Origin of the sequence: Sphingobacterium pedocola (assembly GCF_015209965.1) — a bacterium.
Taxonomy (GTDB): Bacteria; Bacteroidota; Bacteroidia; order Sphingobacteriales; family Sphingobacteriaceae; genus Sphingobacterium; species Sphingobacterium pedocola.
Genome location: NZ_MU158690.1, coordinates 1,061,313 through 1,085,136, shown reverse-complemented (window position 1 = coordinate 1,085,136; position 23,824 = coordinate 1,061,313). Strand labels below are relative to the sequence as shown.

Annotated in this window: 23 protein-coding genes; 11 read left to right on the top strand and 12 right to left on the bottom strand. The window is 38.6% G+C overall.

The window, feature by feature from the left end:
* Positions 1-11: 11 nt before the first annotated feature.
* Both rmuC and C4F40_RS14605 read right to left on the bottom strand, forming a co-directional pair.
* Positions 12-1,334, bottom strand: a complete 1,323-nt coding sequence (gene rmuC / locus C4F40_RS14610) for a DNA recombination protein RmuC (protein WP_196940116.1) — start codon at positions 1,332-1,334, stop codon at positions 12-14.
* A 13-nt stretch (positions 1,335-1,347) separates the two neighbouring features.
* Positions 1,348-2,535: a formimidoylglutamase gene (locus tag C4F40_RS14605; RefSeq protein ID WP_196940428.1), complete on the bottom strand. Its 1,188-nt coding sequence runs from the start codon at positions 2,533-2,535 to the stop codon at positions 1,348-1,350.
* A gap of 114 nt (positions 2,536-2,649) precedes the next feature.
* Here C4F40_RS14605 and C4F40_RS14600 point away from each other — a divergent pair, with 114 nt between their 5' ends.
* Positions 2,650-3,624, top strand: coding sequence for an NAD-dependent epimerase/dehydratase family protein (locus tag C4F40_RS14600; protein WP_196940115.1), 975 nt, complete (start codon positions 2,650-2,652; stop codon positions 3,622-3,624).
* Between the two features lie 80 nt (positions 3,625-3,704).
* Positions 3,705-5,000, top strand: a complete 1,296-nt coding sequence (locus C4F40_RS14595) for an HAD-IB family phosphatase (RefSeq protein WP_196940114.1) — start codon at positions 3,705-3,707, stop codon at positions 4,998-5,000.
* Positions 5,001-5,576: 576 nt separating this feature from the next.
* Here C4F40_RS14595 and C4F40_RS14590 read toward each other — a convergent pair.
* The 7 genes from C4F40_RS14590 to C4F40_RS14560 all read right to left on the bottom strand — a co-directional run bounded on the left by C4F40_RS14590 (position 5,577) and on the right by C4F40_RS14560 (position 12,061).
* Positions 5,577-6,149 (bottom strand): 5-formyltetrahydrofolate cyclo-ligase, encoded by a 573-nt coding sequence (locus C4F40_RS14590; RefSeq protein ID WP_196940113.1) that lies wholly within the window; start codon positions 6,147-6,149, stop codon positions 5,577-5,579.
* A gap of 89 nt (positions 6,150-6,238) precedes the next feature.
* A complete protein-coding gene (efp, locus tag C4F40_RS14585; RefSeq protein WP_196940112.1) occupies positions 6,239-6,799 on the bottom strand; it encodes an elongation factor P in 561 nt (186 codons plus the stop codon).
* Positions 6,800-6,875: 76 nt separating this feature from the next.
* A complete protein-coding gene (locus tag C4F40_RS14580; RefSeq protein WP_196940111.1) occupies positions 6,876-7,496 on the bottom strand; it encodes an ABC transporter ATP-binding protein in 621 nt (206 codons plus the stop codon).
* Positions 7,497-7,512: 16 nt separating this feature from the next.
* Positions 7,513-8,307 carry an acyl-ACP--UDP-N-acetylglucosamine O-acyltransferase gene (lpxA, locus tag C4F40_RS14575; RefSeq protein WP_196940110.1) on the bottom strand — a complete coding sequence of 265 codons (795 nt, stop codon included), beginning with the start codon at positions 8,305-8,307 and terminating at the stop codon, positions 7,513-7,515.
* 9 nt (positions 8,308-8,316) lie between these two features.
* Positions 8,317-9,708 (bottom strand): bifunctional UDP-3-O-[3-hydroxymyristoyl] N-acetylglucosamine deacetylase/3-hydroxyacyl-ACP dehydratase, encoded by a 1,392-nt coding sequence (locus C4F40_RS14570; protein ID WP_196940109.1) that lies wholly within the window; start codon positions 9,706-9,708, stop codon positions 8,317-8,319.
* Positions 9,709-9,737: 29 nt separating this feature from the next.
* Positions 9,738-10,766 carry a UDP-3-O-(3-hydroxymyristoyl)glucosamine N-acyltransferase gene (lpxD, locus tag C4F40_RS14565; protein WP_196940108.1) on the bottom strand — a complete coding sequence of 343 codons (1,029 nt, stop codon included), beginning with the start codon at positions 10,764-10,766 and terminating at the stop codon, positions 9,738-9,740.
* A gap of 23 nt (positions 10,767-10,789) precedes the next feature.
* Positions 10,790-12,061 (bottom strand): HD domain-containing protein, encoded by a 1,272-nt coding sequence (locus tag C4F40_RS14560; protein ID WP_196940107.1) that lies wholly within the window; start codon positions 12,059-12,061, stop codon positions 10,790-10,792.
* 242 nt (positions 12,062-12,303) lie between these two features.
* Between C4F40_RS14560 and porX the strand changes: the two genes are divergently transcribed.
* The 6 genes from porX to C4F40_RS14530 all read left to right on the top strand — a co-directional run bounded on the left by porX (position 12,304) and on the right by C4F40_RS14530 (position 17,635).
* Complete coding sequence (porX, locus tag C4F40_RS14555; RefSeq protein WP_196940427.1) at positions 12,304-13,857, top strand: T9SS response regulator signal transducer PorX; 1,554 nt, start codon at positions 12,304-12,306, stop codon at positions 13,855-13,857.
* 13 nt (positions 13,858-13,870) lie between these two features.
* Positions 13,871-14,287 carry a tRNA (adenosine(37)-N6)-threonylcarbamoyltransferase complex ATPase subunit type 1 TsaE gene (tsaE, locus tag C4F40_RS14550; RefSeq protein ID WP_196940106.1) on the top strand — a complete coding sequence of 139 codons (417 nt, stop codon included), beginning with the start codon at positions 13,871-13,873 and terminating at the stop codon, positions 14,285-14,287.
* 66 nt (positions 14,288-14,353) lie between these two features.
* Entirely contained in the window at positions 14,354-14,893 is a 540-nt protein-coding gene (locus C4F40_RS14545) for an RNA polymerase sigma factor (protein ID WP_196940105.1), read from the top strand.
* 1 nt (position 14,894) lies between these two features.
* A complete protein-coding gene (locus C4F40_RS14540) occupies positions 14,895-15,695 on the top strand; it encodes a hypothetical protein (RefSeq protein WP_196940104.1) in 801 nt (266 codons plus the stop codon).
* A 1-nt stretch (position 15,696) separates the two neighbouring features.
* A complete protein-coding gene (locus C4F40_RS14535) occupies positions 15,697-16,497 on the top strand; it encodes an outer membrane beta-barrel protein (RefSeq protein ID WP_231390075.1) in 801 nt (266 codons plus the stop codon).
* Positions 16,498-16,591: 94 nt separating this feature from the next.
* Positions 16,592-17,635: an ABC transporter ATP-binding protein gene (locus C4F40_RS14530; protein ID WP_196940103.1), complete on the top strand. Its 1,044-nt coding sequence runs from the start codon at positions 16,592-16,594 to the stop codon at positions 17,633-17,635.
* Here C4F40_RS14530 and C4F40_RS14525 read toward each other — a convergent pair.
* Genes C4F40_RS14525 through C4F40_RS14515 form a run of 3 tightly spaced genes read right to left on the bottom strand, consistent with a single transcriptional unit; the run spans position 17,625 to position 20,270 of the window.
* Positions 17,625-18,131, bottom strand: coding sequence for a TlpA family protein disulfide reductase (locus C4F40_RS14525; RefSeq protein WP_196940102.1), 507 nt, complete (start codon positions 18,129-18,131; stop codon positions 17,625-17,627). The two genes, C4F40_RS14530 and C4F40_RS14525, sit on opposite strands and share 11 nt — an antisense overlap.
* A gap of 8 nt (positions 18,132-18,139) precedes the next feature.
* A complete protein-coding gene (locus C4F40_RS14520; RefSeq protein WP_196940101.1) occupies positions 18,140-19,009 on the bottom strand; it encodes an alpha/beta hydrolase in 870 nt (289 codons plus the stop codon).
* A 49-nt stretch (positions 19,010-19,058) separates the two neighbouring features.
* On the bottom strand, positions 19,059-20,270 hold the full coding sequence (locus C4F40_RS14515) for an alanine dehydrogenase (RefSeq protein WP_196940100.1): 1,212 nt from the start codon (positions 20,268-20,270) through the stop codon (positions 19,059-19,061).
* 189 nt (positions 20,271-20,459) lie between these two features.
* Between C4F40_RS14515 and C4F40_RS14510 the strand changes: the two genes are divergently transcribed.
* From C4F40_RS14510 to ribH, 3 genes are all read left to right on the top strand, one after another.
* On the top strand, positions 20,460-22,373 hold the full coding sequence (locus C4F40_RS14510) for a polysaccharide biosynthesis protein (protein ID WP_196940099.1): 1,914 nt from the start codon (positions 20,460-20,462) through the stop codon (positions 22,371-22,373).
* Positions 22,374-22,469: 96 nt separating this feature from the next.
* Positions 22,470-23,126 (top strand): tetratricopeptide repeat protein, encoded by a 657-nt coding sequence (locus tag C4F40_RS14505; RefSeq protein WP_196940098.1) that lies wholly within the window; start codon positions 22,470-22,472, stop codon positions 23,124-23,126.
* A gap of 64 nt (positions 23,127-23,190) precedes the next feature.
* The gene (gene ribH / locus C4F40_RS14500; RefSeq protein WP_196940097.1) at positions 23,191-23,679 is read left to right on the top strand and encodes a 6,7-dimethyl-8-ribityllumazine synthase; all 489 of its coding nucleotides are present in this window, start codon (positions 23,191-23,193) and stop codon (positions 23,677-23,679) included.
* Positions 23,680-23,824 lie beyond the last annotated feature (145 nt).

Below are 23,824 nucleotides of genomic sequence, written 5' to 3'. Positions count from 1 at the left end.
GTCTCTATGTACTATTCACCTAAAAAACTATCATCTATTTTTTTCGTTGTCTTAGCACCCAACGTTTTCAGGTTTTCTACCTTCCGGATTACGTTACCTGAACCCGAGGAGAGCTTCTTCATGGCATCAGCATGCTTTTCAGTGGCCTTGTGTAAATACGCTTCAAGCTGCTGCATATCGGTCAGGAAACCTACAAACTTGTCGTACAAGGCACCTGCTTCGCGCGCAATCTCCAGCACGTTCCGGGTCTGTCTTTCTTGCTTCCACATACTTGCAATTGTACGAAGGGTCGCCAATAAGGTAGAAGGACTAACAATTACCACCCTCCTATCCCAAGCGTCAGAAAATAATTCAGGCTTACTCGTTACCGCCGTACTCAGTGCCGATTCGATCGGCATAAAAAGCAACACAAAATCCGGCGAATGAATTCCGTAAATCTCCTGATAATTCTTTACAGAAAGATCCTTAACATGATTTTCAATCGAATAAATATGCTGTTTCAAATAATGCAACTTCTCCTCATCGGTTTCTGCATTTACCCATCGTTCGTAAGCAATTAAAGAAATTTTAGCATCCACTACCAAATGCTTGCTATCTGGTAGATCGATAATAGCGTCGGGTTGCAGCCTTCTCCCCTGTTCATCGGCAAAAGAAGCCTGCAATCTATATTCCTGATCTTTCGTTAATCCGGATCTTTCGAGTACACGTTCTAAAATAACCTCGCCCCAATTCCCTTGCTTTTTATTGTCACCACGTAAGGCTCTTGTTAAATTGTTAGCCTCATTTTTTATCTCATTGCTCTGTAGCATTAATTGTTCCACCACACCTTTCAAAACATTTCGTTCTGCAGCCTCGTGATTATATGTTTTCTCTACCCGCTCCTCAAAGCTTTTAATCTTTTCCTTTAATGGATCCAACAACAACGCTAAGTGACGCTGGTTGACTTCTGTAAACTTCAAGGTTTTTTCCTCTAAAATTTTATTGGCTAGGACTTGAAATTCCACATTAAATTGTTGTTTAATGGTCGTTATTTCTTCCTTTTGCTCCTGAAACTTCTCTTGTTGCGCTTGCAAGTAAGCGTTAGTACCTTCTAGTGTGCGCTCCAACGCCTGTCGTTCTTGCCGCTCTTTCTCCAATGCCTGTAGCCTCGCTACATTTTCTCGAGAAAGCAATTCTTCCCTTTCTTGTATTTTGGCCAATACAATTTCAACGGCCTGCTTCTCTTCAGTTAATGTTACGTATCTTTCCCGTGAAACATGCTTTCCGCTTCGCCAAAGTAGATAAGCGCAAATAGTTCCCAATGCGAGTATGATCGTAAAATATAAAATATCCATAGTTACGTCGAAGTTACTGTAACTTTTGGTGTGTTCTCCACCACAAATCAGGCATCTCCCCTGACACTGCAATCTGATAATCCTCATACCGGCACGGAACGAGGTAAAAACGTTCGTTCACCGATTTCGACCCAAAATAGGGTACCTGCATCCACCACCGATCCGACTTTTTGCTTTTTACAAAAACCAACTCATGCTCCTCGTTTTCCAATGTCGTACGGTAAATAATGTAGGCCGATTTTGGAATCAATGGTGCATCATTCTTTCTATTGTAATAACCGTCTATAAAGCACCAGATCATCTGAGACACCAACATAGCCGTTTGCTCCATTGGGTCAAAAGTTGGATTGAATTCATAGAAACCAACCGAACTGCATTTATCCGACATACCGGCATATCTGGCTAGCTGACATGCTTCATCACCAAATAATCCATTTGGCCCTGCATTTGCATTTCCAGGTGCTTCTGAAGCACGAATGGCACCAATATCAAAACTCACCAAATCGGCTGCGCGAATGATAGGCTCAGCTTGATCCAATTTACCGGAGATCATACCGACACGTTGCGCATTAAAATACAACTTATCATACATATTAATCGACTCCTTACTGACTAGATACGTTTGATAGGCTACATTGTTCAGATTGAATAAATAATCCGGTTGATGTAGAATAATATGGTTTAAATACGTCTGCGAATTTAATGGCGTCCGTTCTGCGTGCTCCTGATCCAAATCAAATTTAGCATCAACCACAGCAACCTCAACACGCTGTTCCAGCTCTTCGTACCCCCTGTATTGTGCATAAGTCAGATCCTGCCCTCCTCCAATAATTATTGGTAAAATATCCAATTTTATCAACTCTTCAACGACTACCTTTAAAGCAGCATACGTATCATTAATGGTCGATCCTGCTTTGATGTTCCCGAGATCAGCAATCTTCACGTCGTAATCACCTTGATACAGGCTATAAAGATGCTTGCGAACTGCATTTGGAGCTTTGGCTGTTCCTTTGTTACCAATAGCAGATCGATCTTCTTCTACCCCTAAAATAGCCAATTGCGGACGCTCCTCCCTGGATTCGAGATTAGGAAAAGAAGATTCATATTTCTGAATAGTGTTCCCAAATTGCGAGTTATAGTACTCCTTATCAGATAAAAAATCGGAAAGGGAAATAGGGGAAAAGAAATCTGCTAATGATATCATGTTAATACGATTTTGTTCAGCCCGACTGAACTTTTATAAGTAAGTATTTCGCAAATATGCATTTATTACCTTACTTTTGAAAAGAATAAGTTTTCAACATTAAGTTAGCAAGTGATATTAGTAACTGGGGGTACGGGTTTTTTAGGATCTACATTAATTAAGCAATTAATTAATGAGGGAAGAGCTATCATAGCAATAAAAAGAGCGAATTCAATCATTCCGGAAGATTTTCGAGCTTCTTCATTAATACAATGGATTGACGCAGATTTGACCGATTATTTTGCGTTAGAAGATATATTCACGGATATTAAACAGGTATATCATTGTGCCGCAAAGATTTCATATCAGAAAAACGACGCGGCAGAAATGCTCCATGCTAATATTGAAGGTACGCGCCACATCGTTAATCTATGTATAAAACATAATACTCGCCTCATCCATGTAAGTTCGATCGCAGCATTAGGAACTAATAAAACAGGTCTACCCGTAAATGAAACTGATAAGTGGGAAAGGGATCCGCATATTTCGAATTACGCCATCTCCAAATATGAGAGCGAATTGGAAGTATGGAGGGGCATTACCGAAGGGCTGGACGCCATAATCGTTAACCCATCTGTAATAATGGGAATAGGATCAGGAAAAGTTAGTTCCAATATCATCTTCAACTTAGTCAACAACGGGATCAAAATTTACCCCCCTGGTTCAGTAGGTATAGTAGATGTACAAGACGTGGCTAACATCATGATACAATTGATGAATACGCCCCAAATCACAGGTGAACGATTTATCTTAAATAGTGAGAATATTTCAAATCGCCATCTTTTACAACGTATAGCGAAGCTATTGGGAAAGAAAGAACCTTCAATTGAAGCTAAACCTTTCATGCTCGACATCGCATGGCGGGTCGCAAAATTAATCGCTATCGTAAAAAATACCAGGCCCGCATTGACACAGGAATCTACTCGCGCATCAGCGGCAAAACTGGCGTACTCAAATGAAAAAATAAGGAATTCTATTGGTTATACATTTAAACCGTTAGATCAAACTCTTCAGGAAATCACTGAAACATACTATAAAACAACCTAAGCAATCGTGAATCTTGCACAAGCTAGTGATCGAATCTTCGTGTCCTGCTTTACACGGTAAGATTAAAAATAATTATATTAATGAAAAACTACTACATTATAGATTTTGACAGTACTTTTACGCAGGTAGAAGCATTGGACGAATTAGCACGCATTTCCCTTGACGGTCATCCCGACCAAGAGAAAATATATAATGAGATTGAACGTTACACCAATTTGGCAATGGAAGGCAAGATTTCATTCCGTGAAAGTCTTGCAGGCCGTGTCTCGCTTTTGCAAGCAAATAGAACACATTTGAATAAACTCATTATTCACCTAAAGAAACGCGTTTCTAAATCATTTGATAGAAACCGTGAATTTTTCAAACAAAATGCGGATACGGCGTGGATTGTCTCAGGAGGATTTAAGGAGTTTATTACGCCTGTAGTTTCTCCATACGGTATAAAAAAAGAAAACATCTACGCCAATACATTCAAGTTTGACGAGGAGGGTAATATCATTGGTTATGATGAAACCAACCCTTTATCCGATGAAGGTGGAAAGGTTAAGCTACTGAAAGAATTAAAAATTGAAGGCACCATATATGGTATTGGAGATGGATACTCTGATTTTCAACTCAAAGAATCAGGTTTAATAGAGAAATTCTTCGCCTATACGGAAAACATCTCTCGTCAAAGTGTGACCGACAAAGCAGATCATGTCACACCAAGCTTCGATGAGTTCTTGTACGTTAATGATCTACCCAGGGCTATATCCTATCCCAAAAACAGGATTTTATGCCTTATCGTGGGTCAAGTTCCTGAAATATCTTCCCATATTCTAAAACGTGATGGCCTATCCATTCGCGTTAAGGATACGTTAGAAGAGAAATATGTTAAAGATGTCGGATTACTCCTATTAGGTCCCGACGTGGTGATCTCAGATGACCAACTATCTCGAGCGGATAAGCTGAAAACCATTGGTTTTTTAGGGGATATTAAAGGTCATGTCGACAAAAATATCTGTAATGAAAAAGGTATAGTAGTTTTTGACGATAAAAAGAATAAAATTCGAAATGCAGAATACATCCCTAGACGTATGGCAGAATTTATTAACAATGGCGATACAGATCAAAGCCGTAATTTCCCAAACCTAATCTTACCCAAGAAAATTAAAGGTCATCGGTTGTTACATATCCACAAAAACGTGCCCGGTATCATGGCTCAGCTAAACAACATATACGCAGAAAATAACATCAATATCATCTCACAATTTCTGATGACACGTGGTGATATTGGTTATGCTGTTACAGACATCGAAGCAGACTACGATAAAGGTTTATTGAAACAGCTAAAGCAAATTGATCAAACTATAAAATTCCGAATTTTATATAAATAAGGGTAGAAAACGAAGGTTTATTTTAAGCATCTTTCTTTTGTCGCTTGACAGTGGCAGATTTTTCATGTTTCTTTGTCCTCACCGCCGGACTGGCTCTTTCTTTTTTTAATAAAAGAAACAAAAAATCGTCGCTGTGACCATTCGCCACGATAGATAGTGCCTCCTCCTACAATTGGCAAATGGACAAGGCGACATTTGTCGCGATTGTACAGATAGTGCGTTATTATTAAATGTCTCTTATTACTTCAGCAGAATTAAAAAAGCGGCCTTAGCGCATTTGGACGAGTAGGCCGCGGATGATGTGTTGCAGAAAGGTTCATATTTGTGCTGTCCAAGCAGATCTCAGCCTTTGCCTGCGGGCAGAGCGCCGGAGGCCTAAGAGCTGTGCGCTGCATCATCGTGTCGCCGAAACGACAAATACGGTATCAGCCTTGATTTTTGTTAAACTTTTTACCAAGAAAAAGTTTAGGCCATGTCGCGGCCCAAGCGACGAATTGTCTAAAATAAACCTTCATTTAAAACCGACATTTGGCGGTTCTTAATTACAACGTGAACTTAGTGATAACAATGTCATCGTTAAAAACGATAGGTTTTATCCGGAGTTACACAGTATTTCAACGGAAAATCCCATTCTTCAGTATCTACAATTTGCTCCACCAAATCAAAATAACTTAATCCAATAGATCGGACATCATCTCTACAGTTCACTAAAAAACGATCATAAAATCCTTTTCCATACCCGATCCGGTTTCCCTTTTTATCCGCCAGCAATAAGGGAACCAACACACTATCTATCAATTTCTCACGAATAATCTCCCCTCCTACCGGTTCAAAAATACCCCATTGATTTTGCGCAATACAGGTATCTTGATCCCAAAGATAATTAATCATTGATCCATCTAATAGATCAGTTTTAGACAACACCAGTTTTATATCGGGATAATGATTCTGGATCCACTTAATAAACCGTGAAGTATCTGGCTCATTGTATTTAGGCAATGATATAAAGACATGTAAATAATTACATCCGCTCCAATCTAATCTGATAAGTTGATGGAAAAGTTTGCTATCTAGCTGTTCACGATGTCCTTCGTCTAATGAAAGTCGTTTTTCCCTATACACTTTACGAAGTTCTCTTTTTGTCATCATAACATCTCGGACTAAAAAACTTTCACAAAAAACGGCCTTGAAGCTGAGCGCTATCAAGACCGAATAATCAACCTAAACCTAAATTCTTATTATTTTACGCGTTCGATGTAATCACCGGTACGGGTATCTACCTTTACTTTATCTCCTTGATTAATGAAAAGAGGAACTTTAATCTCTACACCTGTTTCCACAGTGGCATTTTTTAATGCATTTGTAGACGTGTCTCCTTTCACGGCAGGCTCCGTATATGTAATTTCTAATTCAACATTTGAGGGAGCTTGCGCCATGATGGGCTCATCACTTTCAAAAGCCACGATCACATTCATACCTTCTTTCAAGAATCGTGCCGAATTTCCGAAGAGTGCTTTGGGCACATTAAATTGTTCATATGTAGCATTGTCCATGATAACAAAGAAATCAGCGTCATCATACAAATACTGATAGTCATTAGTCTCCACACGGGCAATTTCCACTTCCTCGTCTGTTCGGAAACGATATTCTACTAATTTCCCTGTTTTTATATTACGCATTCTCGCTTGATAAAAAGCACGTAAGTTGCCCGGAGTACGGTGTATAAACTCCTCAACAGATACTAATTCGCCATTAAAACGAAGAATATTTCCTGATTTAACGTCTGAAGCTTTTGCCATTTTAAATTTAGTTTTTCGTATTAATGGACAAACTTAGGCAAAATTGCTTTTTTTCACAAGTAATCGCGATCATTAATTACTTATAATCGACAACCGAAATAAAATCATCACAAAAATGATATTCTTTTGTTTGGTTGGATCCGACAATAAGTAATCGCTCAGAAGAAATCGTCTTTTCAAGAAGTTCGATACACCAGTTTTCACCCTGTACGTCCATATTGCTCATCGGCTCATCCAGCAATACGATATCAGAGTCTGAACAACAAGCTAATGCCAATTTGACGCGTTGTTTCATTCCCGAAGAAAAATGTTTGATTTCTTTATGAACAGCTTTTTCCATCATTAAAAGAGAAATGATAGACTCTTTATCAAAGTTCTTATAGTAAGATTTAAATTTAAAATGGAAATCAAGCAACTCATTTAGCGTAAACTCTTCTATTAATTCAACGTAAGGAGCGGCAATCGTAAGATGAGCATATATATTTTCCACATCAATTTCTTGTCCATCTTTCTCAAAAACAATTCTACCTCCACTAGGTGTAAGATTGCCCGAGAGGACTTTGATAAGGGTAGATTTTCCAGCACCATTAGGTCCTAGAATAGCGTATTTTTTTGAGGAAGAGAAGGTATAATCAATATGTCTAAAGATCCATTCTTGGTTATACCTTCTGCCAATATCAAGTAAAGTTATATTCAATAATCACTAAATTAAATTAAACACCTGTTTTACCTTGGTTGAACCCTTTTACCACTCCGCGGTTAGAGTTACGTACAAAGGTTAGAATTTCATCGCGTATTTCTGTAGCCTTAAATTCAGCCTCCACCAAATCTAGTGCTTTAGAAAGATTTCTATTCTGAACGAAGAGTACGCGATAAATATTTTGTATTTCGGTAATCTGCTCCGGGGTATAACCTCTTCGGCGCAATCCCACGGAATTGATTCCTGCATATGCAATAGGTTCCCGTGCTGCTTTAATATAGGGGGGCACATCTTTACGAACCAATGTACCACCGGTTACAAAGGCGTGAGAACCGATTTTACAAAATTGATGCACGGCAACCAATCCGGCCAAAACGACGTAATCGCCTACCGTGATATGCCCTGCTAGGGTACTCGAATTGGAGAAAATACAATTATCACCAATGATACAATCATGTGCAATATGGCTATATGCCTGAATCAAGCAATTTTTTCCGATAACTGTTTTGTAGCGATCCTTAGTACCCCTATTGATGGTAACACACTCACGAATAGTCGTATTATCGCCTATCTCAGCAGTCGTGACCTCTCCTTCAAACTTCAGATCCTGAGGTTCGCCAGAAATTACAGCACCGGGGAAAACTTTACAGTTTTTCCCTATTCGCGCTCCATCCATAATCGTCACGTTGGAACCTATCCAGGTTCCTTCGCCGATCACTACATCCTTATGAATCGTGCTGAACGGCTCAATGACTACGTTTGCAGCAATTTTAGCATCCGGATGTATATATGACAACGGTTGTATCATTATTTTAATTTATTTAACTTTAACTATTTGAGCCATCAATTCGGCCTCACTTACTATTTTATCTCCGACCATCCCTACACCTTTCATGCGCGCGATGCCCCTTCGAATAGGTTCTAGAAGCTCACAACTAAAAATAATGGTGTCCCCGGGGTGAACCTGATTCTTAAAACGTGCATTTTCAATTTTCAAGAATAAAGTCAACCAATTTTCTGGATCTGGAACGGTATTAAGCACCAATATCCCTCCGGTCTGCGCCATGGCCTCGATTTGAAGTACACCGGGAAAAACTGGAGCCCCAGGGAAATGTCCCATAAACAAATCTTCGTTCATCGTTACATTCTTTAAGCCCACCACATGTGTTTCAGATAATTCCAAAATTTTATCCACCATCAAAAAGGGTTGACGATGAGGCAAAATGTTCATGATCTGAACCGTGTCGTATACCGGCACAACATTGGGATCGTAAGCTTTTGCATTCTTACGGCCCTTATCCTTTTTTATTTGAGTTTTAATACGTTTTGCAAAAGCCACGTTAGCAGCATGTCCTGGTCTCGCCGCCATAATATGACCTTTCAAAGGACGTCCCACTAAAGCCAAATCGCCTATCATATCGAGTAGCTTATGTCTTGCAGGTTCGTTTTGATATCGCAATTGTATATTATCCAAGATACCCTCATCCGCTACAGTTACTTCTTTATTGAAAAGGGATTTCAGCTTTGATAATTCTTCATCACTTACCTCCTTGTCTACTATAACGATAGCATTAGACAAATCGCCACCTTTAATCAAATTTTTATTCACTAAGGCTTCCAATTCATGTAAGAAACAAAACGTACGAGAAGAAGAAATCTCTTTAGTAAACTCGTTAATCGTACTTACAGATGCATGTTGACTTCCCAATACAGATGAATTAAAGTCAATCATACAGGTAAGGCGATAACCATCCAAAGGCATCGCTACAATCTCCACTTTTCGATCCGGTTCACCATAGTGAATATTTTCTTTTATTTCGTAAAAATCACGGTCAGCATCTTGATCGACGAAACCTGTCTCGTTTATTCTTTGAACGAAAATTGCGGAACTTCCGTCTAATATGGGCACTTCGGGACCATCAATATCGATCAGAATATTGTCTAATTGAAGGCCGATCAATGCCGCCATTAGATGTTCAATAGTACTTACAGAAGCTCCATTCTGTGAAATAGTCGTTCCGCGAGAAGTATCTGAAACATTATCGGCATCGACAGTAACGACAGGTTGACCTTCTAAATCTATTCTTCTGAATTTAAACCAATGATTTTCAGAAGCAGGCATCAACGTCATCGTCACATATTTCCCCGTGTGTAGACCGACACCTGATATCGTAATATTAGATTTAATCGTTCGTTGCTTCACGTTCATATCCATCATTTTTATTGCAATATTTGGTTTTATTTATTTTTTAATTGTTTTTCAAGTTCTGCTATACGTTTTTCTAATTCAGGTAATTTTGAGTACAATACTTGCGAGCGCAACTGACTTGAATAAGGTGTGGAAGGTGATCCACCCCATTTTTTATTAGCATCTTTAATGCTTTTATTAATCCCTGACTGCGCTTGCACCTGAGAACCATTCGCAATCGTGATGTGTCCCACTACGCCCACTTGGCCTCCTAATACGACATACTCGCCCACCTTCGTACTTCCTGAAATGCCAGTTTGAGCAGCAACTACCGTATTTTTACCGATCTCCACATTGTGTGCAATTTGGATTAAATTATCCAATTTGGCACCTTCATGGATCACAGTCGATCCCAATGTAGCCCTGTCTATTACGGTATTTGCCCCTACTTCCACATTATCTTCGATTATTACATTTCCTATTTGGGGAATTTTATCATATGTTCCATCTTCTTTCGGTGCAAATCCAAAACCATCACTACCGATAACAGTTCCCGAATGGATTATCACATTTTTTCCAATGATACAATCATAATATACTGTTACGCCTGGAAATAATGTTGTATTATCGCCTATTGTCACATTTTCACCAATATAAACCCGCGGGTATATTTTGACATTTTTACCGATCTTAACTTGCTTATCGATGTAAGAAAATCCACCAATATATCCACCTTCACCGATAACGGCAGTATCATGCACAAAAATGCTTTCATCCCGTCCGCTACGTTCCAATCGCAAACTATTATAAAGCTTAAGCACCTCCGTAAAGGCAGTATAAGAATTCTTTACACGAATCAATGTCGTCTTGACAGGTTTGTAAAGCATCAAGCTATCATTCACAATTACAATGCTTGCGTCTGTATCGTAAATGTAGTGCTCGTACTTAGGATTCGACAGAAACGATAGACTACCGTGAGCCCCCTCTTCAATCTTCGATAATTGAGAGACAACTTCATCTGGATTTCCTTCTACCTTCCCTTCTAAAAATGTGGCAATCTGTTGTGCTGTAATTTGCATCTAATTACAAATGTATCTTTTTCTTAATTAACTTTAACTTTTTTATTTTCAATATCATACTGACCTGACAATGAAATTTCTTTCGGGTATGATATGGCATATTTTACGACCCGCTTCGAAAGTGCTTCCAAATTAGACAAGTCGGAGGCCTCCGCAATATCCTTAAGCTCCCCTTTATTATTTGCGATCTTAATGGGGCTGCTCCCCGCACTATAAGCGCTATTTTGAACGACTTGATGGTAAAAGAAATAATCAATTTCATTGTCCTTCAAGTCAAAATAGCTTTTCACCCGTTCCTTGATTTCATTCAATTCGATATCGGTGAAATCTGTATTACGCATTTCGGTACGGAAAAGATCACGTTTCATTAATTTGCTGCATAAGGTGCGAAGAATAAAATCATCGTGATCACACCAGGTTTTTAAAGCGGACATAATATCCGTATCATCCAGTTTTGTAAACCAAGCTAAATGGATGGGGTCTTCTTCAAAATTATCCGCTGTTATCTTATTTCCCAAAAAGTGGCTCAAAGCCGGTGTCGCAAAGAGCTCTTCTCCCGCATTGCTTAATTCTTTTGCCCGAGCTAGCGCTTTGATAAGCATCTGTTCAGCTGCAATCACAGTCTTGTGCAAATATACTTGCCAATACATCAATCTACGAGCGATAAGGAATTTTTCTACGGAATAAATCCCCTTTACCTCCACCACCAATTCGTCATCTTTTACAGTCAACATTTTTATAATACGATCAAAAGAAATTACGCCTTCAGACACGCCTGTAAAAAAACTATCTCTATTAAGATAATCCATCCGATCAATGTCTAGCTGACCAGATACCAATTGATGTAAAAACTTTCGGTGATACTGATTATTAAAAATCGTAATCGCTAGATCCAACCTGCCATCAAACTGTATGTTTAATTTATCCATCAATAAAGCAGAAATAACCTCATGCGAAACACCTTCAATAATAGTATGTTCTAGCGAATGTGAAAAAGGTCCGTGCCCAATATCATGCAACAGAATAGCAATTAAAACCGCATCTTCTTCTTGCTCCGTAATCCGTACCTCTTTACTTCTTAATGTATCTATAGCCAACTGCATTAGATGCATGGCACCGATAACATGTTGAAATCGCGTATGCAATGCGCCAGGGTATACCAAGTGCGTCATACTCACTTGTTTTATATACCTTAGACGCTGTAAAAAAGGATGTTGTATAAGATCAAAAATAAAACCGGACGGGATTGATACAAAGCCGTAAACAGGGTCATTAATTATTTTTTTCTTATTCAAAAAGTATAAATTTTAATAAATCTTATCTAGATTTAGACTTGCTTACTAAAACACAGTATACAAGTAATCTAAGGTAGGGCAAAGATACACAGAATGTAGTTAATTAATGTTAAAAATAACTCTTAAGGCACCTATTATGGGTATGTTAGCGTCACTACGAAGATTTTCAAGACTTTTCATTTTTTATTTTTACAAACTTCTTACTTTCTACACATACAATTAGAACGAAAAAGACTTCAATGATGGCAAAAACACATATACTTTGGGCGGATGACGAAATAGAGTTCTTAAGACCCCATATTCTTTTACTAGAAGAAAGGGGTTATAAAGTAAAAACCGTAAATAATGGCAATGATGCAGTTGAAAACTTCAAAAATGAACCCTTTGACCTTGTATTTCTAGACGAAAACATGCCCGGTCTTACCGGTCTAGAAACGTTAAGTATCTTAAAGAGTATCAATCCTTCTATTCCCACCGTTTTAGTGACCAAAAATGAGGAAGAGCACCTTATGGAGGATGCTATCGGCGCCAAGATAGACGATTACTTGATAAAGCCTGTCAACCCTAAACAGATATTATTGACCATTAAAAAATTCACTGAAAATAAAAGACTAGTCAGCGAAAAAACGTCTATGGCGTACCAACAAGAATTTCGCAATTTGGGCATGATCATGAACAATGATTTGAATTATACCGAATGGGTAGACGCATATAAGAAATTGATCTATTGGGAATTGTCTTTGGAGAAACTGGAGGACGAGAGTATGCATGAAATTCTCACCATGCAAAAATCGGATGCCAACACGCTCTTTTCTAAGTATATCGAGCGGAATTATACAGCCTGGCTTAGAAATCCAGATGACGCGCCGATCCTATCCCATCAGTTATTTAAAAAGAAGGTATTTCCTTCCCTTCAAGAAGATAAGCCTACTTTCTTTTTCCTGATAGACAATTTGCGCTACGATCAATGGAAAATAATCAATGATGTGATCACCGACTATTTTCGACTGGAGGAAGAAACCAGTTATTACAGCATCTTACCCACGGCAACACAGTATGCGCGAAATGCCATATTCAGCGGACTAACACCGCTGGAAATGGAAAAAAGGTTTCCAGACCTGTGGCAAAACGATGAAGATGAAGGTGGCAAAAACTTATATGAAGACAAATTTCTCGCAGACCAGATAAAGAGATTATACAGACGAGATATCAAACACAGTTACACGAAAGTGTTAACATTGGATCAGGGCAAAGATGTTTTTGATAACATCAACAACCTCATGCAAAATGACCTGAATGTACTGGTATATAACTTTGTCGATATGCTCTCGCATGCCCGCACGGATGTCGCGATGATTAGAGAATTGGCAAACGACGAAGCAGCATACCGATCCTTAACCCTTTCTTGGTTCGAACATGCGCCATTATTAGATGTATTGAAATGGCTTGCGCAACGTGAAGTTCGCGTCATCATAACGACCGATCACGGCACAATCCGGGTTAAAAAACCGAGCAAAATAATCGGCGATCGCAACACAAATACAAACTTGAGGTACAAACAAGGCAAAAACCTCAACTATGTGGGAAAAGATGTCTTTATGATCAAGAATCCGCATGAAGTGCAGCTCCCAAAGCTACACATGAGCTCCACCTTTGTCTTTGCAAAAGACGATTATTATTTTGTTTACCCCAATAACTACAATCAGTTCGTCAACTATTACAACGGAACATTTCAACATGGTGGGATATCTTTGGAAGAAATGATCATTCCATATGCTACATATACTACAAAATAGATAATTTTGTAGTATGATCGTACCTCTACATTCCATCTCCGAATTGAGCGTAGCAGCTCAACACGTCATTTCCACATTTGCAGATGAACGGATCTTTCTTTTTTATGGTCAGATGGGTGCCGGAAAAACAACTTTTATTAATGAGCTCTGTCTTGTTCTCGGCGTACACGACCACACTTCAAGCCCAACTTTTTCCATCGTCAATGAATACTATTCGGACAATGGCCCACTTTACCATTTTGATTTCTACCGGCTAAAAAATGAATCAGAGGCATTCGACCTAGGATATGAAGAGTATTTCTATTCTGGGAATTACTGTTTTGTAGAATGGTCTGAAAAAATCCCTAACTTATTGCCTGAATCATACGTGACAATAGAAATAAAAGTATCTGAAAACCAGAACCGTACATTATATATCGAAAAAAAATAATTTTTATTGCATCCCAATGCAACCTTTTTTCTTCCATTTGCGTCTTCCTCATAAATAACTTAAAAATTGGAAAATATTGATCTAAATAAAGTCTGGGAGGATTGTAAAGTGCAAAATCGAAGAGCACAATCTCAACTTTATCACTATTTTTCAAAAAAAATGCATCCGGTGTGCCTACGATACGCACATACGACGTTGGAAGCAGACGATATCATGCAAAATGGTTTTGTAAAGGTATTTACCAAGCATCATCTTTTTGAGGGAAATGGGTCTTTAGAAGGATGGATCAAAAGAATAATGATTAATACCGCCATTGAGACGCATCGCAAAAACAAATTAAACTACGCAGAGGCTTTGAATGAAGATCAACATATTAAACTAGTTAGTCAACTAGGGGCAGATCAAACCTCTTACAAAGACTTACTTGCTGTTATCCAGATGCTTCCCCTGGGGTATAAAACGATCTTCAGTCTGTACGCAATCGAAGGCTATACGCATAAAGAAATAGCTGACTTATTGGAAATCAGCGAGGGTAATTCAAAATCTCAACTCTCCAGAGCACGACAATGGCTGCAGCAAAAATTAGTGAAATTAGAACTGAGATAACATGGAAGAAAAAGATATAGACAAATTGTTTAGAGATGCTTTCGAACACGCAGAATCTCATCCGCCTTCCGACATGTGGAAAAGAATCGAAGCGGAATTGGATAAAAAAGATAATGTTGTTTTTTTATCAAAAAAGAACAGATTCCGCTTTTTAAAGTATACTGCAGCAGCTGTTTTTTTAATCGCTTTGGGTATTACAGGATATTTAAATCAAGAGAAGGAAAGCGTGAAGTTAACAGACAATTCCAGTCCAAAACGAATAGAAAAAACGAACAATGCTTCAAGACCTGAAACGATCGAAAACGAGGAGGAAACACAGATAACGCAGACAAATGTACTGGAAGAGCAAGATATAAAACCATTAAAAAAAGCATTTGCTCAGAAGATTCCAAAGAAAAAATCCGTGCCAGTTAGACAGCTCGACGTACAAAATGCAGGAGCAGCAGAGATCCATAAAGATTTATATACTCGTGAAGAGGCAGAAGAAAAATCTTTTCAAATCGCGACACACGAAGTCGAGATCCCGAACAAGGATATTTCCAGTCAAATACCCGTTCGACAAGTAACGGAAGTGGAGCAGCTAAAACCGTTGATCGAGCCAGAAGAAGAAGTGGAAAACATGTATGCCGCTCAACCTACCGAAGGCAATAATATGATAGTGATCAATATATTAAATACCATCTCCGAAAAGATAGAAATAAGTACAAAAAAAGACGTCAGATTCCGTTCCGACGATGAAGGTTCCATTCGGATAGATTTTATAAACTCATTAGTGAAAAACCGTATTAAAAAAAGAAAATAACATGATACAATCGATTATTAAATTTGGAATTCTTTCTGCGCTCTTGCTTTTACACATAACATTGCATGCGCAAGAAACAGATAGCATCTACCCGGTAGATACCACTGAACATAAAACAAAGTTAAACATCAATCTTGGAGTGGACGATAAGGACAAAAAAGAGGCTATAGAATATCCACGATTCTTTGGTGGGATAACATTTACGAGAATCGATTGGGGTTTTTCAAGAATAATGGATGATGGCAAGTTCACGCTCTCGCACGACAACCAGTTCTTAAGCTACAAAAAAGCTTCCAACTTCGGGTTTGATATATTACAGGTCGGATTGCGATTTAACGACAATTTCAAAACTTACCTTTCGGGTGGTTTTGAATGGAATTATTTCAGATTAGAGAAGAACATTCTATTAACAGAAAACAGTTCGAATTTATCTTACCAAGTGATAGATGAAAACGACGTTAAATACAAAAAAAATGTGCTGACCTCTACGTATCTACGCCTTCCGTTGGCTTTCGAATGGCGCAGTAATAAATTCCATAACGGTGAACGTGTAAAAGTAGCTTTTGGAGCAATGACTGGTATTTTACTGAAAGGTACCCAGCGATTAAAAAGCGACGCGAATGGGAAACAAAAATTCAAAGACAACTACAATTTAAGCAGTTTTCAATATGGCCCCTTTGTAAGGATTGGATACGACGATTTCGGCTTATTTGCTAAATATTATGTAAATGATTTATTTGAAAATAGCCCTGCACAAGAAGGTCTAAACAATTTTACATTCGGTTTTACCTTAGGATTTTAAAGAAATACCCGATTTCATCGATAAATAAATTCTAAAATTTATCTAACTTTTAACGTAATTTTATGCCGAACAAAAAGTTCGGCATTTTATTTTTATGAACAACAACTCCACTTCCTGCAAATACATCCCTACAGATATTCAAAAAGAAGGTTTATCCCTCATTCATGGAGAAAACATTTCTTGCATTTTTGAAGGTAAGGAGGAGGTGATCGCTGTAAACCATGTTGATTTTTCCATTGAAGAGAACAAAATTACAGCCATTATCGGGGAGTCTGGATCTGGTAAGAGCACCCTATTGAAATTGATCTACGGTCTTCTGGAACCTAACACCGGAGAGCTACGATACAGGGGTTGGCTTGTACCGACACGTAAAGACAAATTAATCCCGGGGCACGATGCCATGAAGTTGGTTTCACAGGGATTTGACGACCTTAATTTATACGCAAAAGTATGGGATAATATCGCCTCCCAGCTTTCCAATACGGATTTAGAAAATAAAAAAAATAAAACCCAAGCGATCCTAGAAAAACTTAAAATCGACCACTTGGCACAACACCGTGTTGCAGATCTAAGCGGTGGTGAAAAACAACGTGTCGCAATTTCCAGAGCACTTATTAATGAACCAGAAGTTCTCTTAATGGATGAGCCTTTTAACCAAGTAGACGCCGCTTTTCGTGATTCACTTCAGCAGGACATCCGCCACATTGTAGAAGAAACAGGGTTAACGGTAGTGTTAGTATCTCACGATCCTGCAGAGGTATTGGGAATGGCTGATGCACTAATCGTTATGCGTAACGGAAAAATAGTTGACCAAGGTGTTCCCAAAGATTTATATTATTCTCCTAATGATCCCTATACAGCCCTTTTATTAGCAAAAAGCAATATTTTAACACCATCCCAATCTCCTATATTTGGCCTGAATACTTCTACGAAAGTAGCTGTCCATCAGGAATGGATAGATGTTACAGCAGACCAATCCGGCGAATTCTGGATAAAAGAGATAAGATTCCGCGGATTTTATAGCGAATACCTCGTTGGAAATGATAGCTTATCAATCAGAGCCATAGTCAAACAATCCACTCCGCTAGCGAAAAATACCAAGGTAAATATGACTTTTAGTAACTACATTACTTTTTAAGCTCATCGTCAATTCGTCTTATTAGCTTGTCAAACTCCTTGGATTCGTAACCAATAGATTGATAAATTACTTCACCTTCCCTATTCAGCAACACATTCCTTGGAATGGTATTTTCGGCAAATAAACGAAAGATGGCCCTTTCCATATCCGGAAAAACAGGAAATGTATAATTGTTGGCAGCCATGAAGGGATCCAATTTATCCCAACCCTCTTCCCTCGCTAATACCAGGACATGAAAATCACCAGTTGATTTCCACCTCTCCCAAATTTCTGCTTGCAGGCGTGGCAACTCAGCACGGCAAGGAGGGCACCACGTGGCAAAGAAATTAATCAACACGACTTTCCCCTTCAACGCTTCAGCGTTTGTCTTAGTGCCATCCTTTTGCACCACTTCAAAAGGAGGAACCGTTTCATTAAGGCCAATTTTCCACTCCTGTGCATTCGAATCTACCGTCAAACACAAGCAAATAAACAGGTATACTACTAATTTTTTCATTTAGCCCGTTAAAATTTCAAATCGTTCAACCATACTATCATATCATCAAACCACGAACGCGCGTCCGTTTTATTTACCAGGCCAAAACCGTGCCCTCCGGTATCATATACAAACAGTTTACACGCTACGCCATTTTTTTGAAGCGAATTTCGATACCGCTCTGCATTTTCAATAGGCACAACCTTATCATCGACGGCATGCATTAAGTAAGCAGGTGGTGTATTCTTTGTTACATTAAGCTCGTTGGAAAAACGATCTACATCGGATTGCAAGAAATCAGGACCGATTAAATTTTTCTTTGAACCTTTATGTGTAATATCGTCGTTCATGGATATAACCGGGTACAATAACACCGAAAAATCGGGTCTTAAGGTAACCGAAGATCGTCCCTTATCCAAATAATCCGTATCAAAATGGGTTGATAATGTCGACGCAAGATGTCCGCCAGCCGAAAACCCTAAAACGCCCACTTTTCCTTGTTCGATACCAAGCGATATACTATAGCTACGAATATAAGAAAGTGCCTGTTGCGCATCTTGAATAGCTCCAGTTCGCTTATCCAACATCTGATCCGCCTTTGGTAATCTATAACGTAAAACAAAGGCAGGAAAACCTTGATCCGCAAGGGCTTTCGCAACATCATGCCCTTCATGTTTGATCGCGACGTGCGAATAACCACCACCGGGAATAATCAAAAAAGTAATCTTATGCTTGATTTCCGTTGGCTTATAAAAATACAATTCAGGTAGATTGTCACCCAAATCAACCTTTTCCTTAGCATTCGGAAGACCATCTGTATATAATTCGAGCTTTTCTTGCCCTACAGCATAAGCAGTAAATATCATCATTAAAGCTAAAAATAAAATAGTATTTTTCATCAGAATAGTATGTTTTTTAAGGTTATGGGCTTATATCTAAACACCAAGGTTATTGATTTGCAACGATCATTAAATCCAAATTTTTAAAGGGCAAATTAAATTTATCGGCCATATCCTTATTCGTTAAACTACCTTGATAAAGATATACCGCATTGCGCACGCCGTGATGCGACCAGATCAGATTGCTCACCCCTCCACATTCGGCGATTTGTAACAAGATCGGTGTAAAAATATTCGTTAACGCATAGGTAGCAGTACGTGCTACTCTCGATGCGATATTAGGGACGCAATAATGGATGACATCGTACTTTCTGAATATAGGATGATCGTGGGTGGTGATTTCCGAGGTTTCGAAACAGCCCCCTTGATCGATACTAACGTCAATCAACACTGAGTTTGGTTTCATCTTCGAAACCGTATCTTCGGAAATTATGCAAGGAGAGCGCCCATTTTTCGCGCGAAGTGCACCAATCACCACGTCGCTAGCAACGACGGCCTTGTTCAAAATGATAGGTTGCATCACGGATGTAAAAACCCGAGATCCCACATTATTTTGTAATCTCCTCAACCGATAAACGGAGCTATCAAAGACTTTTACCTGCGCTCCCAATGCAATCGCAGTGCGGGCTGCAAACTCTCCAACAGTCCCTGCGCCAATAATGACCATTTCCGTAGGAGGCACACCAGTCACTCCACCCAACATCAAACCTTTACCACCAAATACATTTGAAAGGTATTCGGCAGCGATTAAAGTTGACGTAGCACCGACAATTTCACTCATCGCCCGCACTACTGTAAGGTGTCCTCCTTCGTCCTGAAGATATTCGTACGACAAAGCTGTTACCTGCTTCTTCATCAAAGCATTTAGCACCTGCTGTTGTAACAAAGAAGGCTGTTGGCTAGAAAACAAGATTTGCTTATTTTTCATCATAGCCACCTCTTCTAACGTAGGGCTTGCTATCTTAATAATAATATCCGCTTTAAAGACAGACTCCCTATCGGATACAATTTGGGCACCTTGCTCACTATAGTGATGATCGAAGAAATTGGAAGCTTCTCCTGCTTTCGATTCTAAAATCACTTCATGCCCATTTTCTATTAAAAGGGCAACGGATAACGGCGTCAACGCAACTCGCTTCTCTTGGAAAACGATTTCCTTAGGGATACCAATTACTAAACTATTTTTTTTATTCCCAATAGGTGAAAATGCTTCTTGGGTTTGCGAAAAAGCTTGTTCGGCTATCTTTGATAGATTACTCATTACTTTACGTGATAATTATTAAACTTACATACTTTGCTCGACCTCTCTTTGCCATTGAAAAACTCCTTATAAAGGGGAAATATATAAAACAATTAGCATTAAAAAATGACTAATTTAATTTATCTTGCATATAAGTTAGAACAAACTGCATTTTGTCTTACTTTTGTAATTTATCTACTTAATCATAAAATGAGATTATTAAAGCTAATCAATCATATTAAAATTGTTCCAAGGTGGATTATATTTTTATTAGATTTAATGGTTGCAGCTATTGCATTTACAGTAGCGTACACCTTGTTTAATAATTTTAATTTTTCCAACCTATCTGCGAGCGTCTTTGCATCCCAGTTTTTATATGGCATGCTTATCACAGGAATTTCATTTTGGGTATTCCGATTACATGCAGGAATTATCAGGTATACGAGTGCCGTAGATTCAATCCGTATTCTGTCCACCATCCTCTTTACGGTTATTATTCTATTCACACTAAAGCTCATCGCCTTAGCTTTGCACCTGCCTAATATTCTAGATTCAAAATTAATAATTATTTATGCTTTATTTCTATTTGCTGCATTAATTACTTATAGGACCTCTATAAAAATTTTCTTTCAATACACAAAAACATCTAGAAGAGTAAAGAGAAATGTATTGGTTTTTGGTGCGGGCGATCTAGGAATAGCTGTTAAAAGAACCTTTGATCATGATCTTTCTACCAATAAAATAATTGTTGGGTACCTGGACGACAATACCTCAAAAATAGGCAAATCTATCGACGGTGTAAAAATTTATGGCACCAATGATCTCTCTAAACTACTCAAAAAACTGGCCGTCGACGAATTAATTTTTGCCACACACGCGGTTAGTCCGGAAAAAAAATCAGAGATCATAGATGTGTGTCTAGAAAATGATGTGCACGTATTAACCCTCCCCCCGATCAAGAATATCATGAACGGGGACTTAACACCCAACCAAATTAAGAAAGTAAAGATCGAAGATCTACTTGAGCGATCAACCATCAAAATAGACAATGACTCTATTCTGGAGAAGATCAAGGGGAAAAGGGTCTTAGTAACAGGCGCTGCAGGTTCGATTGGAAGTGAGATTGCAAAACAATTGGGTAAATACGAACCCCAATTAATTATATTATGTGATCAGGCCGAATCGCCGTTACATAATCTACAATTGGATTTGCAGGAAAACTTTAAGAATCAGGTCTATCATTCCTTCATCGCCGATGTAAAAAATCTAGATCGAATGCGTGTGCTTTTCGAAACGTTCAAGCCACAATATGTCTATCATGCCGCTGCTTATAAGCATGTTCCCATGATGGAAAACCATCCCATAGAAGGGGTACGAACGAATGTGATAGGCACTTACAACTTGGCAAATCTATCGGTTGAATTTGATGTCCAAAAATTTGTATTTGTTTCAACAGATAAGGCCGTTAACCCAACGAATATTATGGGAGCCACAAAAAGAATTGCCGAAATTTATGTGCAGTCCCTGAACAATACCTTATCGAAAAACGGAAAAGATAGCACGAAGTTTATTACGACGCGTTTTGGAAATGTATTAGGCTCAAACGGTTCGGTAATACCTCGTTTTAGGGAGCAAATTGAAAAGGGTGGTCCATTAACCGTTACACATCCCGAAATAACCCGCTATTTTATGACCATACCCGAAGCGTGTCAGTTGGTAATTGAGGCGGGTAGTATGGGAAACGGAGGAGAAATCTTTGTTTTTGATATGGGAAAATCTGTCAAGATCGTGGATCTAGCGGTAAAAATGATAAAACTGTCAGGCTATATTCCCTATCAGGATATCGACATAAAATTCACGGGACTACGTCCTGGCGAGAAATTATATGAAGAATTATTGAATGATCTTGAGAATACGCTCCCTACCCACCACCAAAAAATAATGATTGCCAAAGTCAGAGAAAACAACTTTGAAGCGATCAACCAACAGCTTTCTATTTTATTTGAGGTCATCAAAACGCAAAACAACCTGAATATTGTGCGCCAAATGAAAGCGATAGTCCCAGAATTTAAAAGCCAGAACTCAATTTACGAACAATTAGATCAAGAACAGGTCATCCAATAAGTAAAAATCATATTATTAGCAATTTATGCAAATTACCCTTGTAAGTATTTGAGAAAAGTGTAATTTTGCGTTCCGTATTTTATTTAAATAAAACTAATGTCAACGAACAACAATACAACAGAGAAAAACGGTTCATTTTTTCAGGATAACCAAAAAAGCATCGCCTTCATCATTGGAGGTATATTAGTACTTATATTATTATATATTGGTTACCAAAAATTGTATTTGGCTCCAAGAGCTGAAACTGCTGCAGACGCAATGTATAAAGCAGAAGAATATGCTTTAATCGATTCTTTACAGAAAAAAGCTATTGACGGCGACGGTTCGTTTTTGGGTTTCAAAGAAATTGCGGACGAATATTCAAACACAAAATCTGCAAACATCGCCAACGCATACCTAGGGGGATTATATTTACGTCAAGGAAACTTTCAAGAAGCCATCAAATATCTTCAAAAATATTCTGATACGGGAAGTGAGATCTTAGATCCATTAGTTACAGGTATGGTCGGTGATGCATATTCAGAAAGTCACGATTACAAGAAAGCGGCTGACCTGTACAAAAAAGCTGCTAGCAAGGCTTCTAATTCTTACACAACACCACTGTTTTTGAAAAAACTAGGGTTAGTGCAAGAGCAATTAAACGAATACAAAAGTGCCGAAGAATCGTATACACGTATTCGCAACGATTTTCCCGAAAGTCAGGAAGCGGCAACGATTGACGCTGTGATAGCTCGCGTTCAGGCCAAACAATAATTTAAGAAACGTATTACAAATCAAGGCTGCTTTACGATAGGCAGCCTTTTTAATTAGCATAAATATGGCAAGTGGATTAAAAAACTTATCTGATTTCTCGCATATTGAAGTAAAAAGTGCTACGGGATTGAACTTCGGAATCGTTGTTGCGCAGTGGAATGCAGCAATTACCGGCGCATTACTGAACGGCGCAATAGATGGCTTAGTCAAACATGGTGCTTCCGAAGATTACATTACAGTAGTGGAGGTTCCGGGCAGCTACGAGCTAATCACCGGAGCAGATATTATTTTACGTGACAATAAATTCGACGCTGTTATCTGCTTAGGTTGTGTTATCCAGGGCGAAACAAGGCATTTCGACTTTATTTGTGATGCTGTAGCGAATGGAATCAGTAATGTTAGCATTAAATACAATAAACCTGTTATATTTGGCGTATTAACTACAGATAGTCAACAGCAAGCTATTGATCGTGCAGGTGGTATACATGGTAATAAAGGTGAAGAAGCCGCTATTACCGCTATCCAGATGGCACATATTCATAAGGCTTTCTAATTGGTATCATTTTTGAACTTTTTTAGATATGAAGTACTTGTCACTCATTTTATTAGGATTACTTATCGTCGGCACAACGATATTATCTTCATGCGGCTCACACGCCACTTGTGCGGCGTATAATACGTATCCAAAAAAGAAATCA